Source organism: Spartinivicinus marinus, assembly GCF_026309355.1.
Lineage (GTDB): Bacteria > Pseudomonadota > Gammaproteobacteria > Pseudomonadales > Zooshikellaceae > Spartinivicinus > Spartinivicinus marinus.
In genome coordinates, this window is the sequence record NZ_JAPJZK010000001.1 from 5,250,381 (window position 1) to 5,271,369 (window position 20,989).

Below are 20,989 nucleotides of genomic sequence, written 5' to 3' on the forward strand. Positions count from 1 at the left end.
TATGAAAATTCAGCCTTTAACTGAAGATTCTTTAATTGTGTATGTGGGTGATGAAATTGAACGGGAAGTAGCACAACAAGTGAGTGTTGCCACCCAGTTAATTCGTCAAAATCTTGGTGATAGGGTGATTGATATTATTCCATCTTATAATTCAATTCACCTGACGTATAATCTTTGCAAAACCAATTTTTTTGAATTTCACGCCTTATTGCGGCAATTATTGGCAAACGTTGAGCAGCATTCAGTTTTGGTTGAATCTAGCAAAATCATTGAAATTCCTGTTTATTATGGGCCTGAAGTGGCTTTAGATATGCCCATTATTGAGCAGCACACCCATCGCAGTGCTGAAGAAGTTATTGATATTCATTGCAGTGAGCTTTACACGGTTTATGCTATTGGTTTTAGCCCAGGTTTTGCGTACCTGGGAAATACTGACAAACAGATTGCTATTCCAAGAAAAACTACCCCAAGAACCCGAGTGCCTGCCGGCAGTTTGGGTATTGCTGACACTCAAACGGCAATTTACCCCAGTGAGTCACCCGGCGGCTGGCAAATTTTAGGGCGTACGCCACTGAATCTGGTGGATTTTCAACAAGATTCGCTCACCCCAGTCAATATGGGGGACCTGGTAAAATTTGTGGCCATTGATAAGCAAGCATTTTTGAGCTTGGGAGGAACATTGTAATGGGGGGAGAGACAAGTGGCATTTAAGGTCATCAACCCAGGCTTGATCAGTGTAATTCAGGATTTTGGTCGCTATGGCTATCAGCATATAGGAGTAACCACCGGTGGCCCGATGGATGAGCATGCTTTTTTATGGGCGAATCGACTACTGGATAATGCCTTTGATGCCGCACAACTGGAAATTACCATTGGCATGTTGCAGCTTGAGGTTCAGCAACCAACGGTTATTGCAATGACGGGGGCTGACCTGGGGGCAACTATTAATGGTTTAGCGGTAAGGCCCTGGCAAAGTTATCCGGTTAATCAAGGTGATCAGATTGCATTTAATCGACCAAAAACCGGCTTAAGAGCTTATCTAGCGGTGAAGGGGGGATTACAAATTACCCAACAATTGGGTAGTGCGGCGACGGTTGTCCGTGAAAGAATAGGCGGCTTGCAGGCCAATGGTAAAAAGTTAGCGACAGGTGATGTCTTACCTTACCCCATTATGTCGCCATCTGTCGTTCAACCATTTGTCAGTAAGCGAGTGCCTGAGCAATTTATTCCCGACTATTCCGCACCACTGATTTTGGGGGTTATTTTAGGCTATCAATGCAATAGTTTTGCCCAAGCTGAAATTCAAAAGTTTTTCAGTAATAAATACGAAATTACCCAGGATATTGATCGAATGGGCTATCGCCTGACGGGAGAACCAGTCAATAGCTTGCTAGAGGGTATTATTTCTGAAGGGATTTCTTATGGCGCGATTCAAATCCCTAAAGATGGCCAGCCGATTGTATTATTGAGAGATCGGCAAACCATTGGTGGTTACCCCAAAATTGGCTGTGTCACGACGTTGGATGCAGCACGATTATCCCAACGAGGCCCAGGAACCAAGATTCGATTTGCCATTAAAGATATTCACCAAGCTGAAGCAGAACGGATGATTTATAATCGGTTTTTTGGTATCCAGTCCAAACGTTAACGGATAGATTATAATCCTTTTAATTCAGTTTCGCCTAAACTGAACGAAAGTATTCTTTACATATTAAAGCACTATAGAAAACAAAATTTACATTAATTATAAGACATATGAACTATAATATTCTGACCGTTATATTAGAGTAGTAAAGTGAATTATGAAAAAACTGTTAGCTGTCGCCTTAACTGTTGTAAGCATTAGTAATGCACATGCTGAATTAGTAACTAAGAATAATGAATTTAGAGCAATAGATTTGCCGCCAGAGTTTAGGTTAACCACGCAGGGAGTTATCTGTAAGTTTAAGGTTTGTCCGTTATCTTTAAATTTTGCCAATATCGCAATAGGGCGCGATGGATTTAGGCCGGGGATTGTCACTACACCCATTGAGTTTGCTCTTGGAGGCCCACACTGGCCTAAACCGCCTAAAGAAGATAATGTAATTAAGTATGAATCAATTGAATTTGCCTCTAACGGTGGACTTTGCCCGCCACTATTGTGTTCTGATGGAGTCAACCCAACCTAGTGGGCCATCATAAAATAAAGTAACCTGATCCAACGCTTAAGGCTGTGTCACACTAACCATTAGTAATCCCATTTCTACCCACATGCTAACCGCAAGACCTTTTGACATAACTGTTTTTGGTGACTCACCTAAATCGATATTGGGGATGTCGCCAAAGTGTTTGGCATCATAGCCCACTTCATATAGGGTGATAATATCGCCATTTAATTGGTAGCGGAGTTGGGCGGCTGTTATGCCTTGAATTGAACAATAGCGGCCACCTAGCATGGTTGAGGTGGGTCCAGTTAATTTGTTAATGAGAGACGACTGTTGCGGTACAAAATCCAGCTTAGTAAAATATTGTCGTATGCCGGTAAAACTCTCGGTTTTTACATCTAATGGGCTTTGTTTGATATGGTAGTTGACTACTTCAAGCGCAATAGACTCACTTAAGTCTTTGGTTGTAAATAGTGTTTGTACCATCAGCAGGCTGACCATAATAAAAGCGAAACAAGCGGAAATGCCGGTTAAATACCTGGCTTTTTTCTGTGAGGGCTGCTGATCTGGTGTTGTGTTATCAAAGGCAGCCGTTTGCATTGCTATTAAATGCTCAAGCTCACTTGCCTTGAGATTCACTTTTTTCACTTCCTGTGTAACGGCATCTTTAAGTGGCAGTGGCTTATTTGGCGTAGACTGATGATTCATAGCGCTCTCTCCTTTGCCTGATTGCTCTGGTTTTGCCAGTGCTTGCGAAGCCGATGTATTCTCGACAAAAAACTCCCCCGTGGCATATTTAACTGCTCACAACATTCGTCAGTGCTATAGCCTAGCACTGCCCAATGGTAAAGAATGTCTCTGTCTAATGGTGATATCTGCGCCCAGATTATTTCCAATTGCTGACTATGAATATAATCATGCTCAAAATCGACCGGTGAAATATCATAACTGGCGGCTTCTTCGTAAGGCTCCGATTCCCAGCGTTTTGCATGCCGATATTGGTCGAAAAATCGATTACGAATCACGGTGCGGACGAAGGCTTCTGGATGTTGAATCGCTTTCTTTTTACACTCAATCAAAAAGGACTCCATTGCCGATTGTAACAAATCATAGGCATCATCCGTTTGCTGACATAAGGTATGAGCATATTGAAATAGGCTATTAAGTTGATTAGCGCTGAGCATGTTTTTATTGTCCATTAATCACCTCAGCCTTTTGAGTTATTTTCGAGTGTTGATAAAGCTTGATTTTAATCCCTTCTCGCCAGATAGCGACTGGTTTATTAGGCTGCCAATGACTTGGAAAATCACAATAAGGATAATGGTCGGCTAGTAATTTGTGTGCCTTGTTTGAAAACTCGGCTCCTATTCTTCCTGCTAATGATTGATAGCCCTGCTTTTTATCGTCATCATCCGCATAGTAGGCATACACAATACTGTATTCAATGCTGGCTACTGAGGCAATTGATAACCATGGCAATGATGTTGCCTGAGCACTGTTGACTTGAGAAGCAATAAAGTCTGCAAACTGATTGCCATATAAATTAATATCCCAGTGAGTGGCGGGAAAATGCTGGCTATAAACCTGAGCTAGAGCAATAAATGTTGTTTCACCCAACAGTTGATGGGTAACTGCAAAGTTAGCCTTTAGAGATTGGACATGAATACCTAAGGTGTTATTGCTATAAATGGCCGTAGCAGGTTGTTGCTCAATAATGGATTGAGCAACATTGTGTAAGCTTGCAGCATATTTTGCTTGTAGGTCAGTATCTTGCTGCATAAACATTGCTGGTATCCTTCCGCTTATATTGATTAATGATGCGTTGGGCTTGAGCTTGCTCCTGTAGTAATTCAGTCAGTGAGGGTAAATTATTATCCCGCTCTATTAAGCAAGGTATCGCTGGGTAGTTTTTACATAATTGACGATAAAGTTGCCACACAGGTTCGCTTATCTGGCTACCATGGGTATCAATTAGCCAGCCATCGTCAGTTTCGCTAAACCCTGCTAAATGGATCTCACCCACATTAGCCATAGGTAAGCGATTAAGAAATTCATTGATATCAATGCCTAAGTTTTGTTGATTGACATAGGCATTGTTGATATCCAGTAAAATACCACACCCTGTTTCTTTACTAAGTGCGGCAATAAATTCGGCCTCACTCATTTCGCTTTCTGAATAATGTATATAACGGGAAACATTCTCAATAAGAATAGGTCTGGCTAATAAGGTTTGGACTTGATCAATGCGTTCAGCTATTAATTGCAGTGCAGTTGCAGTATAAGGAATAGGTAATAAATCGTGAAAGTGGTGGCCTTGTAGGCTAGTAAAGCAAAGATGCTCTGATACAAGGGCTGGTTGAAACTCATCAACTGCCTGGCTTAGTTTTTGAAGATATCCTTTATCCAGTGGGTCAACACCACCCAGATTGAGGTTAACCCCATGAAAACTCAGTGGGTAATTTTCTCTAATTTTATGTAGCAATATCCGGTTTAAGCCACCGCCAAGGAAATTGCAGATATGGACTTCCAGCCAAGGGATATCCGGTTTGTCTCGAATAATGGCCTGTAAATGTGGGCTACGTAATCCAATGCCAGCATCTGTTAAGGTATGTGTCCACATTAAAATTTCTCCACCTGCTCACAAGCTGATAGGGATGCTCTAAAAAAGTAGCCTAAAAACGTGGTATATGGGTGCGCAATGGTGGGCTTCTAGGCTACAAAGACGGTTTATCGATCGTTATTTAGCGGGCTTAACAGCCGCCACTTTACCACCAGTGATCTTTTCACAAGTGCCTTTAGGGACATAAACCCACTCGGTGTCAACATTGCCTTTTTTGGCTTGACCGGCACAGCCATGAGAGCCGTCTAAGGCACCACAATCGTTCATACCTGGCTTAGAAATGCCAGCACACTTTTCCCACTCGGTGGGAGCATCGGGCACCGCATGGGCGGTGGTTGCGATTGAGCCAATTCCAATTAATGTGGCTGTCATAATTTGCTTGCTGTTCACTGTGTTTTTCTCCTAAAACGTATGAGACTTTTATATACCCTTCGCTTTGGCTGTAGCATTTGCTAGGGCATTGCTTCTGTTTATTAGAAATAAAGAGAAAACGGTTTACATCTTGTTGATGCTGGGGTGTTTGCCTCTCATAGTAAGAAACGATTTAGCAGTAAGTTTGATTGCAAAAAAATTGTGGGGATTGATAACAGGTCTGCTTGTATTTGAAGGCAACCTTTTAAAATCTATTTGATGCCGACAAACATCCCTAATCTTGCACCACTTCTATTGGTTTTCTATTTGCACAAAATTTGCAAATAATCATCATCAGTTTTGCAAAATACATCAATAGTATAACACTAGCGTTATTAATCATTTATCTTAGGAAGGTGTAGAGATATGAAAAAAACAGTTGTAGAAATTTATGCACTAGCCGTGTGTTTTTTTACAGTTGCTTGTTTGGCAATTACTACTAGTGTGTTCACTTGGAATATTATTGAGGCCTCATTGCCTGAGTTTACACTTTCAAGTTATGAATACAAGTGCCACCAATCAGACCTGTCTTACCAAGACTGTTTTTCTAATCGTGAAAAATATATCCGAAAAAATAACCCTGAAATATTTCCTACTGGAGCTGAGTTAACTTCCGAACGAAATACTTCATATGTACGTGAACTTAAAGCTGAACAACGAGATGGTTTCCAAAGCATGATACACTCCATTATAGTCGTAGTGATCAGCCTAATGATTTTCTTAGTGCACTGGCGGCTAGCAATACGTTCGCGAGAAAATAATGGTTAATATACCCTTCACGAATGATTTTTAGGGTTTGTTGTAGGGAATATGAAAAAATTACTAATTATACTGTCTTTAGTTATTGTTGTAGTGGGTGGTCCCTTGTTTTTAAAGTGGTTGGAAAAGGAATTAGCAGAACCTTATAGGGAGGAGATTAGCCCAAATGGAAAATTTAAAATAGTGCTTTACGATGTAGCAGAGTACACAGTATATGCAAAGCTATATAGTAATGAGTCAGGTAAATTATTGGGTGAAAGCCCAGTAGTTGAGTCTTTTTTTAGTTTTTAAATAGGTAATTGAAATATTTTTAAACTCTGCAATGAGTCGTTAAGAGAGATATAATGGGGGATGGTTTTTAAAAGGATAGCACCTGCTCTCATAGCCACTTTAATACTGCCTTGATTTTGCTCTAAACAGCGAAACTCAATAGCTTTCGCAGCATCTATACCTTTTAAATAAACTACCATGTCTTGGATTATTTTACTAATGATTCCTTGCCCTTGAACTTGTGGGATAAGCCAATAACCCACTTCTGCTGTCGTTGTATCTTCTGAGATGGACTTAATAGCAAAGATACCGCAAGTTGTATCATGAAATGTAATTTTAAACCACTGAGCGCCAGGTAGGCCACTATTAACTCGCTGATTAATATATTGTTTGGTTGACGCTACATCATGAACAGAGTCAACCCAGTATAGAAACTGACTGAGATAGTGCCTATTGTTTTCTACTAACTGGAATATTGTGTGAGCATCTTTTTCAGTAAGAGAAAAAAGAGCTATTTCATTAGATATTTTCACTGCATTTAATCACTTAATTGCTATTACAAGTTTATGTATAACAAATAAACAGCCTGTGTTTTTATATCTACCGTATTTAAAAACGGAAAAGTGGATGCTGTCAAGCTATAAGTAATATTGATTGTTAATGGATTTAATCAATTGGTTTACAAAATTCTAGTTTAAATACGACAATAACTGTACATATCTTTTATCTTAAGCTGAGTTAACATCCACTTCCTTTGTGTGTTAGTAGTTATTCCAATAATTAACTAAGTAGTTAAGCATACCAATGAAGTCTCGTGATAACAATTTAAATATTACCAATCCCAACAATGCCGAAGAGCGGGTTAATACCACTATGACCTCATCTGAGGGTGTTCACTTGGATTCTGCTAGTGATGTTTTCACTACTTTTGATGATGATAGTATAAGTGAGCGTGAAACCATTATATTGCCAGAAGATTCGCCAACTCCTGTTGCTAATTTAGATGAGGGGACGGGTTATATAGACATGGCCGGTGGGCAAGCTCGTGATATGGCTGTTGATTCTGAGCCAACTGATGATACGACACATGTATCTTCTGGTGTACTGAAGTTTGAAGACCGTTATCAGCTGCGATCAGAGCTATTTTATTCTGATGCAGAGTCAGTAATGTCATTAGCTGATCCAAATAATGAAGTTACGTTAAAAGATATTGAAAAATTACTTCGCCATGATAAAAATAGGCGGTTGAAACTTGATGATCTTAATCAAGTAATTAGGGAAAATATAACTCAATTAGAACGTGACTATCAAACTAATTTATTTCAAGAAAATAATTTACAGCAACCTGCGAGCAAATTAATAAAGGGTTTTCATACTTTATTAAATAGTTTGAATACGTTGTTTTCTAAACCTGTTCAATTAACAGGTAATTTAATACAGTTAGCACAGGACAAGTTGAAAGCAAAAACCCCTCAATTGTCTGTTGGTGGTATTCAATTACCTGAGCTGGGTTATATGCGCTTTGAAAGAAACAATGCATATTATAAGTCTGGCTTTAAAAAAATTAAGCTTAATATCGATGTGGCTGTTTATCAGGCTCTTCCTAAGGGGGCAGAACTACTTGAGCAAGATTTGTCTCAAGTGAGAAACGATCTTACGAAGTTAGCGTCTAAGCCTGCAGGTAATGCGTTATTACATCGGATTATTACCAGTAATAAGGCTAATGGGCGCAGCCGGTTTAAAGGTAGTGTAGTTATTAATGTTACCCGAAACTCACCTTTTGTATTTAGCGAAGGAGCGACAATTGAAAATAACAAGCTTGAAGCAGTTGATATTTTTTATGACTTAAGTAGTTTAGATACTATAAAATCCCACTTAACTGATAGTCCAACGTTTATTGCATTAGGGCATGAGTTGATTCATGCATTACATGATATTGAAGATACCACTATCAGCACTCAAAAAAATCCTCATGGTGAAGAACAGGCTACTGTAGGATTAAATGAGTATGATAACGTAACGAACCACTTTAATAAAAAGAAAGCAACTGAATTTTTAAATGTTGCTATTACAGAAAACCTACTTCGTGCAGAGCACCGCTTACCCATTCGGTTAAAATATTATCAGCAGCAACTGGAAAGAATCAGTTATCTAAGTGATTTTTTTCATAAGTTTGGTTTAATCCTCAATACCAGGGAACAGCGAGTTTCTGCTTTGGATTTATTTAACTACAATGGTCAGGCTGCTGCTTTACACATACTAAATGAAGCAACTCAACGGTTAATGAAAGTAGTAGATGCTCAGCCAAGTAATCACTTGGCTGAGCAATTATTAGGCTTATTGTATATTCAAAAAGAAAATCTCTCTGTTGCTATTGAACGCTTTGAACTTGGTTTTAGTTTGAGTGAATCAGGTCCACTACCAGAAGACTTTGATCCCTACCAAAAAGAGCTTCATGATGTGTTTACTGATGTTCGTACCCAACTTGATGCATTTAAGTCAATTATTGAAGGGCAGCATCAATTAAGTGATACGGAGAAGGCTGCTTTACAACAGCAGTTAGATAGTCAACTTGAGAAAACCATACGATCCTTTGAGTCGCTCTCTGAACAGGGTGAAGACAATACTGCACTGTTTAATCCTTTTGCATATGATGCTGAGAGAAGCAGAATAACCCATTTAAGCAATGCAACTTATAAATCCTCTATGCAACCGGTTAGTTTGAGTGGTTTAAATAGTCGGGCACGATTTACGATTAGCAATGTAGCCTCTCAAACCCCAGGAGTAGGGATGCAAATATGGGGCATTTATGCGGGATTAAAATCAGCAGAGCAAGCATTTAAACAGGGAAATATTGAAGATGGTATTTTGCAAAGTAGTGGGGTAGTTACCAATTTAGTGGCTATTCCTGCAGAGGTAATCTTAAATAAAAAATTAAATATTATCGGTCAGCGGATTATTTTTAATGCTACGCAAAGTGGTCGATTTGTTGCAGCCAGTACTCGGTTGGGGCAATTAATTGGTCGTGGTGGTGGCCTGGGGGCTTCATTTCTTACCTTGCCTTTTGATGTTTACAGTGCTCACAGAGCCTTTCATGATGCTAAGAATAAAGGGCTGTCTAATAAAGCACGACAAGACTTGTATGTGCAGGGTGGTTTTGCTGTTGCTAGTGCCGCTATTTCTCTGGGGTTGGGAGTAGCTGCAGTGATTACGGGTAGCTCAATATTAGGGCCTGCCGGACTTGGGTTAAGTGTGGGGTTGATCATAGGCTCACAAATGTACTCAGCCATTCGACAAGTAGAAGCGGTGTGGGATTATGTCCCAGAGCTAAACAATTGGCGTTATCGATTGCGCCAAGGGTGGTTGGCTTTTTGGGGTAAAGATATGGATCAATGGGTTGTTGATGCTTATCGAGTTAATAAAACTCAAGAGGAATATTTAAAACAAACCTACCAGCGTTCTAAGGAGTTATTAGCTAGTGAACTAGCAAGCGTTATTGACACCGTTGTATTTGGTGAGTTTAAGGTGGAGTTAGAACGGGTTCCAGTATGGCATGGTGATGGCTCTGTTAAATGGGAAAATATACCCAAGGTAGTGGGCTCTGATGATTATATTGATGCTTACAACGGTGCCGGTGGTTTGTCTAATACTGTATCAATCGCCCAGCATAAAGATAAAGCGGTGCTGTTCAATATAGGTAATGGTAATGATACTGTCTTTGGCGTGAGAAAGAAAAAAAATGAATTTATATTTGGGCGTGGCTATAAAAATTTACATGGTGGCGATTTAGATGATAATTTCACTTTTTCAGTGTCGTTAGATGCTATTGCTGATATTGCTACTCTATATAATCGTCAGGTAAAAAACCAAAAGGCTGAGAGTGTCTATTTTCGATTAGATGGAAAAGAAGGGGAAAATAACTTAACTCTACATGCTGATACCTATAAAAAGTGTGCTGAAGCCGGTTCACCAGAACAGCAATACTATGGCTTTATCATTGATTTAGATAAGGGAAAAGTATGGCTTAAATTAACGGGCAAGTCGGGTGAGGCAGCAAAAGGCTCTGAAATTGGTTCATTACAAAATATTCAACATACAACGGGCTCGGGTGCTGGCACTCGCGATGGCAACAATGGTTACAGTGATATTATTTATGGCTCTAATGATAATAATCGTATTTTAGCTAACTATGGTGACCGTGTTTATGCCAAAGGGGGAGATGATGTCATTACGTTAACTGATCATGCTGTTGTGGATGGCGGATCAGGACAGGATATCTACTTGGTGCAACGGGAGTTAAGGCAAGGGGAAATTACTGAAGATGGCGCGGATGTTTCTTTAATACGACTGGAGTATGTTTTAGATGAAATATATGACTGGCAGCTGATTGAAAACGATCTAGTTATTTTATTTGATGCGATTGGCTATCGACGTTTAACCATTAAAAATATGTATCAACAACAAACAGAAGAACTTTTCTTAATAAACGATAAATTAAGCTTTCAAACCCGTGATGGTTTTATGTTGATTCCGTTGTTACCCAGGCAACGCCCAAGTGTAGAGGAAGCCCCTACACCGGTTGAGCTGGCAGTCAGGTATTTAAAAATAGCGGATAAAACCTATCATTCAGTGCCTACCGGGATTGGTATTGATTTAAGGGTCAACCAAATTGAAGGCACAAATGAAGGCGGTCACTTTGAACAGGAAGATTTTAGCTTTTTTGATCAGTCTGGTTTGGTCATGGTGAAGAGAAAAGGGAAGTACTACGGTTATCATGCTGGTGCGGGCTTTTTTGTGGAGAGAGGTAAAGGTAAGCTGGTTATTAAGCCTCAACCGCAAACTGAGCATGCAAAACAGGTTAATACTCTTTATTTAAATTATGATGACTCAGAAATAGTGTCAATCCAAACCCAGTATGAAGTAGTTCATTATCAGCAGGGATATCACCGAAAAAATCATCATTTACTTATTAAAATGGTCGATGGTCGTCAAATAGTATTAGAAAATATAATCGATACGACGACTCATGTGGGGGATGCTCTTCCTTATGGTGGCAAAACCTTAAGAGATTATCGCCTTATTACCCGAGATGGTATCGCTTATTCGCTGGTTGATAATGTGCTGTCGATTAATAGTCGTTATAAAAGCAAACGCCTGGCACATGAAAGTGATTATCAGGATAAAACCTATGAAGGTATAAAGGTAGTTAATTGTATAGCTAAATTGAAAAGGGAGGATTATAAGCTAACTGATTGGCAGTGGGGAGCAGGCAAATGTTTGGCAAGTCGTTATCACTTATCAGCAGAAGGCACAGTTTACGATGATCACTTAATTGGCAATCAGCAAGCTAATGTTATTAGGGGGTATGGTGGCAATGACTATATGCAAGGTAATGATGGTCATGACAGCTATGTAATTGGCGCGATGGCAGGCCAAGTGAAGATCGATAATTATGCAACGGATCAGAAGCTAGATAGTATTATTCTTGACACGACTTTTGATAAAGTGCTAGCCCGGCAGAATCAAAATGATTTATTGTTAATCGCAACATTTGCCAATCCATTTGCAAACGTGACAGCTAGTGAACAATATGTTGTGCGTGAAATAAATATTTCTGGTTATTTCTCTGGTAAGAGTTATCAGCATTTGTTGGTGGTAACTAATGATGGTGTTCAGCAGCAGTTTATCCAAAATGCAGCGGGTGCAGTACAGCATGTAGTAGCAACTCCGTCAGAGCAGCAGCATATTGATCAGATTATCCAAGCACTATCTGGGTTTGAGGAGCATCGGGCTGCAATATCATCACCACATGACTTGTCATCTAGTAGTCATCATCTTTACAAACAGCCTGCCTCAGTGGTTGGTAGCCTTTAAGTCTTAATGTAAGTGAGTGCTCTCAATGTGAGATGTTAGGGTAAAGGGGGGTAGTTTCTTTTGTTAGCGAAGAGGTGTCTAGGGATTTGGGTTCAAAATCTGGTGCAAAGCAGAGGGATAGTCAGTTCAATAGGTAGTTACCCCTATATGTTGAAGAGTGCGAGCTATATTATTATACCTGTTTGATTAATTAAAAATACGCTCACTGAACTTGATGTGCTCATTGGGAATGGATGTTTGAAAGTTGTACAGTATGAGCTAAGTGCTCTGCTTCTTTTTTGGACAAGGAAGTTGGCTTGAGTTTGTTTGTTGACTATTGGCTAGGTAACTATGTGGTATTTGCTAAGAACAAAACCAAAGGAAGAAAAAAGAGCTGTACAACACCTCAACAATCAAGACTTTGAGAATTATTGCCCTTGGTTGAAAAAGAAAAATGGTGCAGAAGAACCCTTATTTCCAGGGTATCTCTTTTTGAAAAAAAGAGCGGCTGAAGAAGTGGGTACATTATATTCAAAAGTTCGCTCAACCAGGGGGGTGCTGGGGTTTGTCAGGTTTGGCGCTACTTTTGCTGAAGTTGATGATGAGCTGGTTGAAAAAATAATAAAACAGCAAGCACTACTAGATGGACAACCTATCTTTAAGCCTGATCAGCTTGTTGAATTTAAGGATGGTCCTTTCAAATACTTTAAAGCAGTATATTTATGTGATAAGGGCTTAGACCGCTGTGTTGTTCTTTTAAACTTTCTTAACCAGAGCCACCGGTTGGAAGTGGATCAAAGTGAACTAATCGGTGCGAGTTAGTCGGTTAGTGTTGTTGTATCTTTTATAGCATAAGCTGATGCTTGACCGGGTGTTGGTAGCCAGGAAAGCATTATGCCAAAAGTAATAAGAAAAAATAGTTGTCTGATTAATCGATTTAAATACATCATAAGATTCCTTTAAAATAGCTAATTCGACACGGCGGCTTACTGCAATGTCGAATTTGGTGTTCATGGCCAATTATTTTTACTAGTAATAATTTCTTAAATCGTACATATATGAAAAATATGACTGTAAGGCTGAAGAACTGGCAAGGGAGATAAAGTCTAGATAATCTTTCACTTTTTCTTTGGCATCATCCAGGCTGCGAAAAGGGCCAATATTTAAATCTTCTCTTGTTTTAAAATACCAATAATTCTCTTTAAAAATAAAACGATCTGAGCGCTGTCCTGGATAGGATAATTCGCCTGAGCGAGGATCATTCATCAGTTGTACTCCCTTAATAATTATACTGCAACTAAGGCAGAAACTATGCCTGGTTAGTGATAGCTGTATAAAATCAAGTGGTTAATTGAAGTTAAAAGCAGTGCGCTAACAGATTGTTAAAATACCTGACCATTGATCACGGTACATAAAATGACTGTGTCCTGATGCAGTTGTTCGGATAACGCTATACTGTTTGGTATGAGTAGTTGACTTAGTATTAGCCAGTAGTTGATAGCAAATGACAGAACAAGAGCAGCACGAGCAAAGGCGGTCCCCGCGTAGGGCTGTCCGTTGGAAAGCCGCAATAAAAGATGGTGATAAAGTTATTCCTGCCAAAACGGTTAATGTGTCTGAGCATGGGGTTTTGTTAGAGACGGGAGCTAACTTTAAAATGAGGCAGATTATTCCCGTTATGATTCAGGCCAGCCACAATAGTAAGAGTTTAACAATTTATGCGCGCGCTCAAGTAAGGCATGTGGTGATTAGAACGGTGAACTTTCATATTGGGCTTCAGTTTACTGAAGTACAGCCAGAAGCCCAAAAATTCTTAGCCCTATTTGCAGAAGGGGGTTAGGTTACAGAAGGGGGATAGCTCAACTAGTTGAGTAGCCCATAGCATACCCAGGCTAGAGGCGTTGTCAGCCTGAAAGTAACAAAGTCTCTACTTGCTCTATCTCTTCAGCTAACCCGGACACTAAAATGCAATCACCCTGTTGTATTGGAGTATCAAGCTGGTCAGCAATGGACTGATCGTTTCTTTTGATATCCTGTATTTCCACAGTAGGGCTAACCTGTAACAGCTCACTCACAGGCAGGTTGATACAAGCAGCATCTTCCCTCAGGGTGATGGCATGCAGTATTTGTCTGGGTTTGCCTTTAGGGTCCACAAGGGTGCTTTTTTCACCTTGATAGTAGCCATGTAATAGTTGATAACGATCTTTTCTTACTTGGTCTATTTGTTTTCTAACCTGGATAGCGGGTTGGTCAAGCATGACTAATACATGGCTGATAATCATTAAGCTAGACTCCATCACCTCAGGAATGACTTCGGTTGCACCGGCTGATTTCAGGGCATCCAAATAAGTATCATCACGAGTTCTGACAATAATTGGGATATCATGGCGTAAGCTGCGAATATTTTTGGTGATGGTAATGGCCTGCGTAGGATCATCAATACAAACGATGGCTAAACGGGCTTTACCTACGCCTATGGCTTTAAGTAGCTCGGTGCGTCGACAGTCGCCAAAGTAAATATGAGACTCAGCGATGCTGGCTTCCTTGATTCTGATGGGGTCATCATCCAAAGCCGTATAAGGCAGCTGTTGTTGTTTTAAAAATCGACCAATAGATTGCCCCACCCGACCATAGCCGCAAATAATCGTATGTTGATTCAGCTTATGGGCAAGCTGAGCAATTTCTTGTTCGTGAGTATCTGCGGGGGTAATAGGAGACTGGGGAAACAGCCATTTAATAATTAAACTGCTATAGCGAATGAGAAAAGGTGTAGTCACCATGGATAAAATACTCACAGCTAGCAGAATAGATTGCGTTTCCTGGTCAACCAGTTGTTGTTTACCCGCTAAAGCAATCAATGCCAGACAAAACTCACCACTTTGTGAGAGATAAAGACCAGTGGTTAATGCGGTTTCTCTTTTTTGGCCAAATAATTGAGCAAGCAAAGTAATTAATACGCTTTTGACTAAGAGTAAGCTAGCGGTAGCGATGAGAATAATAAACCAGTTTTGGACAAATAAGTGCAAGTTAAGCATGGCGCCTACTGAGACAAAAAACAGTCCTAGCAACACATCACGGAAGGGTCTGATATCATGTTCAATCTGGTGTCTGTAGTGACTTTCACCTAACATCATACCAGCTAAAAAGCCTCCTAATGCCATTGATAAAGACAAAAAGTGGGTAATCCATCCAGCAAACAGTGCAATAACTAACACAGTGAGCAGAAAAAGTTCTTGAGAGCGAACAGTGGCAACTTCATGAAATAACTTGGGTAACAAGAATTTACCAATAAGCAACATCGCGACGAAAAGTCCAATGCTTTTCCCTAAAGCAAGCAATACAGCATGGCCAAGTGCTTGATAACTGTCATTACCTAAGGCGGGAATTAAGGTTAAAAATAATACGGCGGCAATATCCTGAAAAATTAAAATAGCGATAGTGGTTTGGCCATGCTCTGTTCTTAACTCATTATGTTCAGTCAGCTCTTTTGAAACGATGGCAGTAGAAGAAAGCGCCATGCCAGCAGCGGCAAGTAGTGCGATGGATACCGGTAGTTGCAATAACCAACCAACCAGAAAAATAACAGCAGTGACTGAGAGTACCTGAGCGCCCCCTAAACCTAATACCATTCGGCGCATGGCGGTCAGCTGAGCAAAAGAAAACTCTAAGCCAATTGAAAATAGTAAAAATACGACACCTATTTCAGCTAATAAGGCAATAGTTTGGTAATCAGCAATACTATCGCTAACCGCAGGGCCAAGGATAATACCTACTGCCAGGTAACCTAAAATAGGTGGCATACGCAGCTTATTCAAAACAGCAATAGCCATGACAGAGCAGGCAAAAATTAACAGTAGTTGGTTGTAAAAAGAGAAATCCATAGCGAGTCCAGAGTTGGTGCCCTAAGGTCTATTTCAATGAAAGTAAAAATCCCTAAGCAGAGGGTTTTAATGATAACTCCGCTTGCTGGCCAAAGAGTGTGATATTTTGGCTTATTGTGCCTGTAATATAGGTAAACTGGCCACAGGCTTGATTATAAAATTTGCCAAAAGTAGCACTTAAGTGGGTAATACCGGCGGGTAAATGAGGAAGTACTGCTGTTGTGCTGGCATTAATGAACGCTTTTTGTACGGGGTGCTTGCCTTGATAAAAAGTAATCACCGTATCCTGCTTAAAAAGGTTGGTTAGTTTGAGAGACTGCTGGCCAACCTGCTTGCCCATTAACTCTCCGCTAAATGGCTTACGTTGGGGGTATTGGTTACATTTCAGTTTTTTGGCTGTGCGGGCATTGCCAAAACCAATAAGTGCTTCACGGGTAAAGTAACGCTTATTGTTATAAGTCACTTGTAGCCAGGTTTTATTAATCACTTTGGTTACTTTTATAGGATGATAACTGCCTAATAATACTTTGACAGGGCTGGTCAGGTTGGCTGCGGTATAAAGCTTGGTTTCTGTTAGGGTGTAATGCAAGCCCAGCCGCTCATTAGTATAAAGTGGCGTAGGGCGAATTTTAAAAGGCTCTGAAGGGAGATAAGACCGTTGTAGCGCAATGTTAATAACCAATGGACTGGTGATGAGGATAAGTAAAAATAAAATTAACCCACCATGACTAACAGGCCAGTACCAGGGAAATAGATTGGGCAGTGGTGGTTTAAGAGGATTACCCAGGTTGTCTAATAATCGATAACAGTTATGTTGGATGGCACGATTGGGTGGAGGGGCAGACGACAACAGCTGATAAGCAAAATTAACGGCTTTGCCATAATCATGTTGCTGATAAAGGGCGTTAACTAAAGTAACGAGTAATTCAAGCTGTTTTTTTGGTTGATAACTTTTGGTGGCATTATACCAAAAGGCTTTTAACGTGTGCCAGGGGCCTGCCGGTAGTGACCACCACCCTAATATTAAATTAAGGCAGTTATACCACAAACTTAGTCGCCAACTGCAGCTTAAACACCAAATACCCTCAACTTGTCGTTGGCGACTTTTGTAGAGCAACCCTATTACCTGGCAAAACTGTCGTTTAGTTAAGTTTATTTTACACTGACCACAGCGTTGGCAGGTGGGCAGTATAGTTGTCTCAGAACTAGCAGTTGACGACAGGTGGGGTGGTTTTTCGATGGAAGTATTCACACCATAAGTTTTTGCAAGCTGCTGCTGGTTGCGCTTTACTTGTTCAGTAATATCTACGGCTGATGTGTCGTGACTTTCAGACAATGTTAGGGAAGTTTGTTGAAAATCCTTAACTAATAACCGATACGTCTGTTGTAGTTGCTGAAATGCTTCTGTGGTGTCTTGACTGGGGTTTTTATCAGGATGGAGCCGCTTTGCATGATATCGGTAGGCCCTTTTGATGTCTTCTAGAGTGGCGTTGGGTGGCAGTTTTAGTTGCGCTAACAGTTGTTGGCGGGAAGGTTTAGCCATAGTTGTTTTTCATTTTAGAAACCATCGGTGATAAGGGCTGATTAAGTCAAACAAAATTATTATAGCTAATGGTTCAAGTGTTTAAAAAAGCGTGCCGATACCTATGTTAAGGAACTGCTACTAGATTAAGGGTGACTCATATGTCATTTAACCCCATCACACTTAACCAGCCCAATGGATTGTTACAGTCGCTGTATCAAGGGCTTGATAAGCAAACATCTGCTCAAAACCATAAAGCGCTTGAGCAGAGTCAGTCTGTTGTGCCTTCATCATTGAATAACCTGGCAGAACCAGATCCCTCAATTACAAAAGTACAGCCAGTCAATGAGTTTTCTGCTAGCACGGTAGCAGGGAATGTATTGCAGTTTGTGGCTAGTCGGCTTGCTAAGGAGGCTGCCAATGGCGCCGGTGAAGAGCAGCTAACCCGCTTATTTGACCAGGCAATTGCGGGGGTTCAGCAAGGGTTTGCAGAAGCGAAGGAAGTTTTGGATGCATTAGGTGGTTTATCAGAAACCATTGATCAGGGGGTGGATAGCGCATTTCAACAAATTGAGCGGGGGTTATCCCAGCTTCGTGATCACTTTTTACCCACAACGACCATTGATTCATCTACCAGTGAGTCACCAGCAACTACGACCCCAGTTGAAGCTGCACCAGCCACTGCTCCGGATTTATCTGGTAGTCAGTTAACCAGTCATGTGCAAACAGCTAGTGTACTCAGTCAGCAAGACTTTTCATTCAAGGTGACCACGCGTGACGGTGATGTGGTGACTATCCAAGCCTCTGCATTAGAGGCCTATCAGTCATTTAGTGGTCGTGCCCAAGCCCACCACAATGGTAGACAGACGCTTGTTGCAGAAGAAAGCTTTGAATACTATCAGCATCAGCAGTTTCAGCTTGCTATTAACGGAGAGTTGGACCTGGAGGAGCAAGAGGCCATCAATGGCTTACTTAATGATGTGTTTGCCCTTGCCAATGACTTTTATGAGGGTGACATCGCCACTGCGTTTGAAAAAGCCTTGTCACTTAACTTTGATACCTCTCAGTTACAGAGCTTTGCGCTCAATTTATATTCAGCAGAGGTACGGCAAGCGACTGATACTTATCAATCAGTTGCAGGGCTTCCCAGTAAAGCAGCTGGCTTGCAGCCACTGGCTGAATATGCAGAACAACTGCAACAAACCTATTTGAAGGCGGCAGAGCGTTTCAACCAGCCAGTTAATTTATTACAAGAATTATTGACCAAAGCTGAAGACTTGTTTGCTGATGAAGGGGTGTTGATTCCTCGGTTAGCTGAAGTCAGTCAGAAACTGCTAGAACCATTAACGAGTTAAGAAAAATGGTGAAAACAGTCTGACTTGGTTACACTTGGCGGCTTGTTTGCCGCTAAGTGATTGTTATGTCATCTGTTATTCTGTATACCACCACTGGTTGCCATTTATGTGATCAAGCACTGGCATTATTACAACCAGTGGCTGAGCGCTATCATTTCACTATTACTGCGCAAGAAATTGCCTTTGATCCAGACCTGTTTGATCGTTACGGCATTCGTATCCCTGTAATTGCTCTAGCAAACCAGCAGGCCGAGTTAGGCTGGCCTTTTACGGCAGAAGAGTTGGATCAGTTTATTGTCACCCAGCTTGAAGCTTCATGAGAATTAAATACGGCTGGTGCTTTAAAGTACTTGTTGATCACTTATTAACGGGTGCTCTTGGTATTGGCTTGTTTTTCTGGGGGGGGGCTTATTCAAGCCAGCTATCGGCGAGTACAGCAATTGCTGTTAAAGATGATGCCCGGCAATGGGTGAAGCTGACCTCCCCAGCCAAACGTATCATTAGTTTAGCGCCTCATACAACAGAACTATTATTTGCAGCAGGCGCTGGTGATAAAGTCGTCGGGGTCATTAGCTTTAGTAATTACCCTGCACAAGCGAAGCAAATCACTCAGGTAGGGCGGTTTGATGCTATTGCAGTAGAAACCATTATCAGTTTACAGCCCGATTTGATTGTGGCCTGGCGAAGTGGAAACGCCAATGCGGGTATTCAAACATTACAACGGCAGGGGTATCCGATTTATTTTTCAGAGCCGACTCGGCTAATCGCTATTCCGGAGCAATTGGAAGCGTTAGGAAAGTTGGCGGGTGTAGAGGAAACGGCTAACCGTGCAGCAGAAACATTCAGACAACGCTTAAAAAGTCTCCAAACTCAGTATTCAACAAAAAATAATCAGCAAAAAAAGCAACCAACTGTCTTCTTTCTGGTCAGTCAAACCCCGTTAATGACAGTGAATAAAAATCATATTATTAATGATGTGATATCAAGTTGTGGTGGCGTTAATCCCTTTGCTGATTTAGCACCACTGGTTCCGATCATCAGTATTGAACAATTATTAGTGACTTCACCCTCTGTGATAGTAGCCCCCAGCAGTGCCCAACAAAATGGCTGGTCTGCGCAATTAAAACAACTGCCTGCTATTCAGCAAAACCGGGTGATTTACTTGGAAGCTGATCATATTTTACGACCCACCCCTCGCATATTATTAGCTATGCAATCTTTATGTGAACAGTTAGCTTCTATTGGTTCGCCAGTGGATAAGTAAAGCAAATAAAGTGAACAATGTTTAATCCAAAATGAGTAAGGACAGTTAGCTCAATAGAGCGAGTGCGTTGGTATACTAGGCTAAAACCAAAGCCTGCCAAGGCAGCCATGATGGCAAATTGTAAGCCACCACCTAAATGAGCTAACCCAAATAATAACCCCATAATACTCACAACAATCCATTGGCTGTATTTTATTCTGCGTAATGACTGTGCTAAAGGTGCTTGAATTAATAAGCGAAAAAAGGCTTCTTCTGCAATACAAGTAAACAGTAAATTGATCCAGGCGAATACTAAGGTAATCCAGCCAATTTTTATGTCCAGTTGAATGACATTCATCATTAACCCTACAGTTAAAGGAACTAAGATGGCAAGCGCAATTAGGTGGCCATTTATTTTAAGTTGTTTTAGATAACGATTAGTACCTGTAGTATTAAGTAGGCCAAGAATAAGTAACCCAGCTACTGCCTTATCTAAGTTGGCGAATAGCTGAAAAGTAGGAGCATCATGGCTAATTGTAGTTGTGGGAAGGATAACAGGGTTGTTGAAACCCGGTAATAAATGCAAAGCGAGAGCTAATGCAAGAATAACTGCGCATGTATGTAAAAGGTATTTAGCCCAAGCTTGATTTAACTGCTGACTGTAAAATAAACAAAAACCTAATAATACTAACCATATAATGCCTAATAAATGAACGAAAGAGAAGAGCCAGGCAGCAGCTAGAGTAATACAGAGCAAGCTAAACCAAGGCCTAGATACAACCGCTTTTTGAGACCGAGAAGGTAGCCAGTAACTTAAAATGGCAAGGCTGAGCAAACTGAAGACAATCAGTGTATTTGTGGGAAGTAGGGTAGTTATGTGGTTAAGCGATTGAATATTCACAATAAGTTTTCAGGAGTCAGCATGGCAGGT

Annotated in this window: 22 protein-coding genes; 11 read left to right on the plus strand and 11 right to left on the minus strand. The window is 40.7% G+C overall.

All coding sequences use genetic code 11. The annotated features are described in order from the left end of the window. Position 1 precedes the first annotated feature (1 nt). The 3 genes from pxpB to OQE68_RS23580 all read left to right on the plus strand — a co-directional run bounded on the left by pxpB (position 2) and on the right by OQE68_RS23580 (position 2,168). Positions 2–685, plus strand: a complete 684-nt coding sequence (pxpB, locus tag OQE68_RS23570; protein ID WP_180567941.1) for a 5-oxoprolinase subunit PxpB — start codon at positions 2–4, stop codon at positions 683–685. A gap of 15 nt (positions 686–700) precedes the next feature. Continuing rightward, entirely contained in the window at positions 701–1,648 is a 948-nt protein-coding gene (locus tag OQE68_RS23575; protein WP_180567940.1) for a 5-oxoprolinase subunit C family protein, read from the plus strand. 154 nt (positions 1,649–1,802) lie between these two features. Then, a complete protein-coding gene (locus OQE68_RS23580) occupies positions 1,803–2,168 on the plus strand; it encodes a hypothetical protein (RefSeq protein WP_180567939.1) in 366 nt (121 codons plus the stop codon). 36 nt (positions 2,169–2,204) lie between these two features. On the opposite strand, the gene OQE68_RS23585 is transcribed toward OQE68_RS23580, so the two are convergent. The 5 genes from OQE68_RS23585 to OQE68_RS23605 form a co-directional block, all read right to left on the minus strand. After that, positions 2,205–2,852, minus strand: a complete 648-nt coding sequence (locus tag OQE68_RS23585; RefSeq protein WP_180567938.1) for a hypothetical protein — start codon at positions 2,850–2,852, stop codon at positions 2,205–2,207. Further along, positions 2,849–3,343: an RNA polymerase sigma factor gene (locus OQE68_RS23590; RefSeq protein ID WP_180567937.1), complete on the minus strand. Its 495-nt coding sequence runs from the start codon at positions 3,341–3,343 to the stop codon at positions 2,849–2,851. The genes OQE68_RS23585 and OQE68_RS23590 overlap by 4 nt, the downstream gene beginning before the upstream one ends. Continuing rightward, positions 3,333–3,929, minus strand: a complete 597-nt coding sequence (locus OQE68_RS23595; RefSeq protein ID WP_180567936.1) for an HvfC/BufC N-terminal domain-containing protein — start codon at positions 3,927–3,929, stop codon at positions 3,333–3,335. Before OQE68_RS23595 ends, OQE68_RS23590 begins: the two co-directional genes overlap by 11 nt. After that, positions 3,907–4,764 (minus strand): MNIO family bufferin maturase, encoded by an 858-nt coding sequence (gene bufB / locus OQE68_RS23600; protein ID WP_180567935.1) that lies wholly within the window; start codon positions 4,762–4,764, stop codon positions 3,907–3,909. The genes OQE68_RS23595 and bufB overlap by 23 nt, the downstream gene beginning before the upstream one ends. Before the next feature lie 117 nt (positions 4,765–4,881). Next, complete coding sequence (locus OQE68_RS23605) at positions 4,882–5,154, minus strand: BufA1 family periplasmic bufferin-type metallophore (RefSeq protein ID WP_219339983.1); 273 nt, start codon at positions 5,152–5,154, stop codon at positions 4,882–4,884. A 387-nt stretch (positions 5,155–5,541) separates the two neighbouring features. Between OQE68_RS23605 and OQE68_RS23610 the strand changes: the two genes are divergently transcribed. Then, complete coding sequence (locus OQE68_RS23610) at positions 5,542–5,943, plus strand: hypothetical protein (RefSeq protein WP_180567934.1); 402 nt, start codon at positions 5,542–5,544, stop codon at positions 5,941–5,943. Between the two features lie 42 nt (positions 5,944–5,985). Next, entirely contained in the window at positions 5,986–6,225 is a 240-nt protein-coding gene (locus OQE68_RS23615; RefSeq protein WP_180567933.1) for a hypothetical protein, read from the plus strand. Here OQE68_RS23615 and OQE68_RS23620 read toward each other — a convergent pair. Further along, positions 6,222–6,737 carry a GNAT family N-acetyltransferase gene (locus OQE68_RS23620; protein ID WP_180567932.1) on the minus strand — a complete coding sequence of 172 codons (516 nt, stop codon included), beginning with the start codon at positions 6,735–6,737 and terminating at the stop codon, positions 6,222–6,224. The two genes, OQE68_RS23615 and OQE68_RS23620, sit on opposite strands and share 4 nt — an antisense overlap. A gap of 271 nt (positions 6,738–7,008) precedes the next feature. On the opposite strand from OQE68_RS23620, the gene OQE68_RS23625 reads away from it, so the two are divergent. Both OQE68_RS23625 and OQE68_RS23630 read left to right on the plus strand, forming a co-directional pair. Further along, positions 7,009–12,078 (plus strand): M91 family zinc metallopeptidase, encoded by a 5,070-nt coding sequence (locus OQE68_RS23625; RefSeq protein WP_180567931.1) that lies wholly within the window; start codon positions 7,009–7,011, stop codon positions 12,076–12,078. Between the two features lie 330 nt (positions 12,079–12,408). Beyond that, entirely contained in the window at positions 12,409–12,879 is a 471-nt protein-coding gene (locus OQE68_RS23630; protein ID WP_180567930.1) for a transcription termination/antitermination NusG family protein, read from the plus strand. Here the strand turns inward: OQE68_RS23630 and OQE68_RS23635 are convergent. Together OQE68_RS23635 and OQE68_RS23640 are read right to left on the minus strand one after the other, a co-directional pair. After that, complete coding sequence (locus OQE68_RS23635; RefSeq protein ID WP_255490823.1) at positions 12,876–13,007, minus strand: hypothetical protein; 132 nt, start codon at positions 13,005–13,007, stop codon at positions 12,876–12,878. The genes OQE68_RS23630 and OQE68_RS23635 overlap by 4 nt on opposite strands. Positions 13,008–13,086: 79 nt before the next feature. Further along, positions 13,087–13,323 (minus strand): DUF6316 family protein, encoded by a 237-nt coding sequence (locus OQE68_RS23640; RefSeq protein ID WP_180567929.1) that lies wholly within the window; start codon positions 13,321–13,323, stop codon positions 13,087–13,089. Positions 13,324–13,561: 238 nt separating this feature from the next. Between OQE68_RS23640 and OQE68_RS23645 the strand changes: the two genes are divergently transcribed. Continuing rightward, the gene (locus OQE68_RS23645) at positions 13,562–13,897 is read left to right on the plus strand and encodes a PilZ domain-containing protein (protein WP_180567928.1); all 336 of its coding nucleotides are present in this window, start codon (positions 13,562–13,564) and stop codon (positions 13,895–13,897) included. A 64-nt stretch (positions 13,898–13,961) separates the two neighbouring features. Here OQE68_RS23645 and OQE68_RS23650 read toward each other — a convergent pair whose 3' ends face one another. Then, a complete protein-coding gene (locus tag OQE68_RS23650) occupies positions 13,962–15,938 on the minus strand; it encodes a monovalent cation:proton antiporter family protein (RefSeq protein WP_180567927.1) in 1,977 nt (658 codons plus the stop codon). A gap of 52 nt (positions 15,939–15,990) precedes the next feature. Next, positions 15,991–17,481 carry a J domain-containing protein gene (locus tag OQE68_RS23655; RefSeq protein WP_180567926.1) on the minus strand — a complete coding sequence of 497 codons (1,491 nt, stop codon included), beginning with the start codon at positions 17,479–17,481 and terminating at the stop codon, positions 15,991–15,993. Between the two features lie 140 nt (positions 17,482–17,621). On the opposite strand from OQE68_RS23655, the gene OQE68_RS23660 reads away from it, so the two are divergent. From OQE68_RS23660 to OQE68_RS23670, 3 genes are all read left to right on the plus strand, one after another. Then, positions 17,622–18,815 (plus strand): DUF5610 domain-containing protein, encoded by a 1,194-nt coding sequence (locus tag OQE68_RS23660; protein ID WP_180567925.1) that lies wholly within the window; start codon positions 17,622–17,624, stop codon positions 18,813–18,815. Positions 18,816–18,880: 65 nt separating this feature from the next. After that, positions 18,881–19,135, plus strand: coding sequence for a glutaredoxin family protein (locus OQE68_RS23665; protein WP_180567924.1), 255 nt, complete (start codon positions 18,881–18,883; stop codon positions 19,133–19,135). After that, positions 19,132–20,079, plus strand: coding sequence for a cobalamin-binding protein (locus tag OQE68_RS23670; protein ID WP_180567923.1), 948 nt, complete (start codon positions 19,132–19,134; stop codon positions 20,077–20,079). Before OQE68_RS23665 ends, OQE68_RS23670 begins: the two co-directional genes overlap by 4 nt. Here the strand turns inward: OQE68_RS23670 and OQE68_RS30995 are convergent. Further along, positions 20,054–20,959: a CPBP family intramembrane glutamic endopeptidase gene (locus OQE68_RS30995; RefSeq protein ID WP_180567922.1), complete on the minus strand. Its 906-nt coding sequence runs from the start codon at positions 20,957–20,959 to the stop codon at positions 20,054–20,056. The two genes, OQE68_RS23670 and OQE68_RS30995, sit on opposite strands and share 26 nt — an antisense overlap. Positions 20,960–20,989 lie beyond the last annotated feature (30 nt).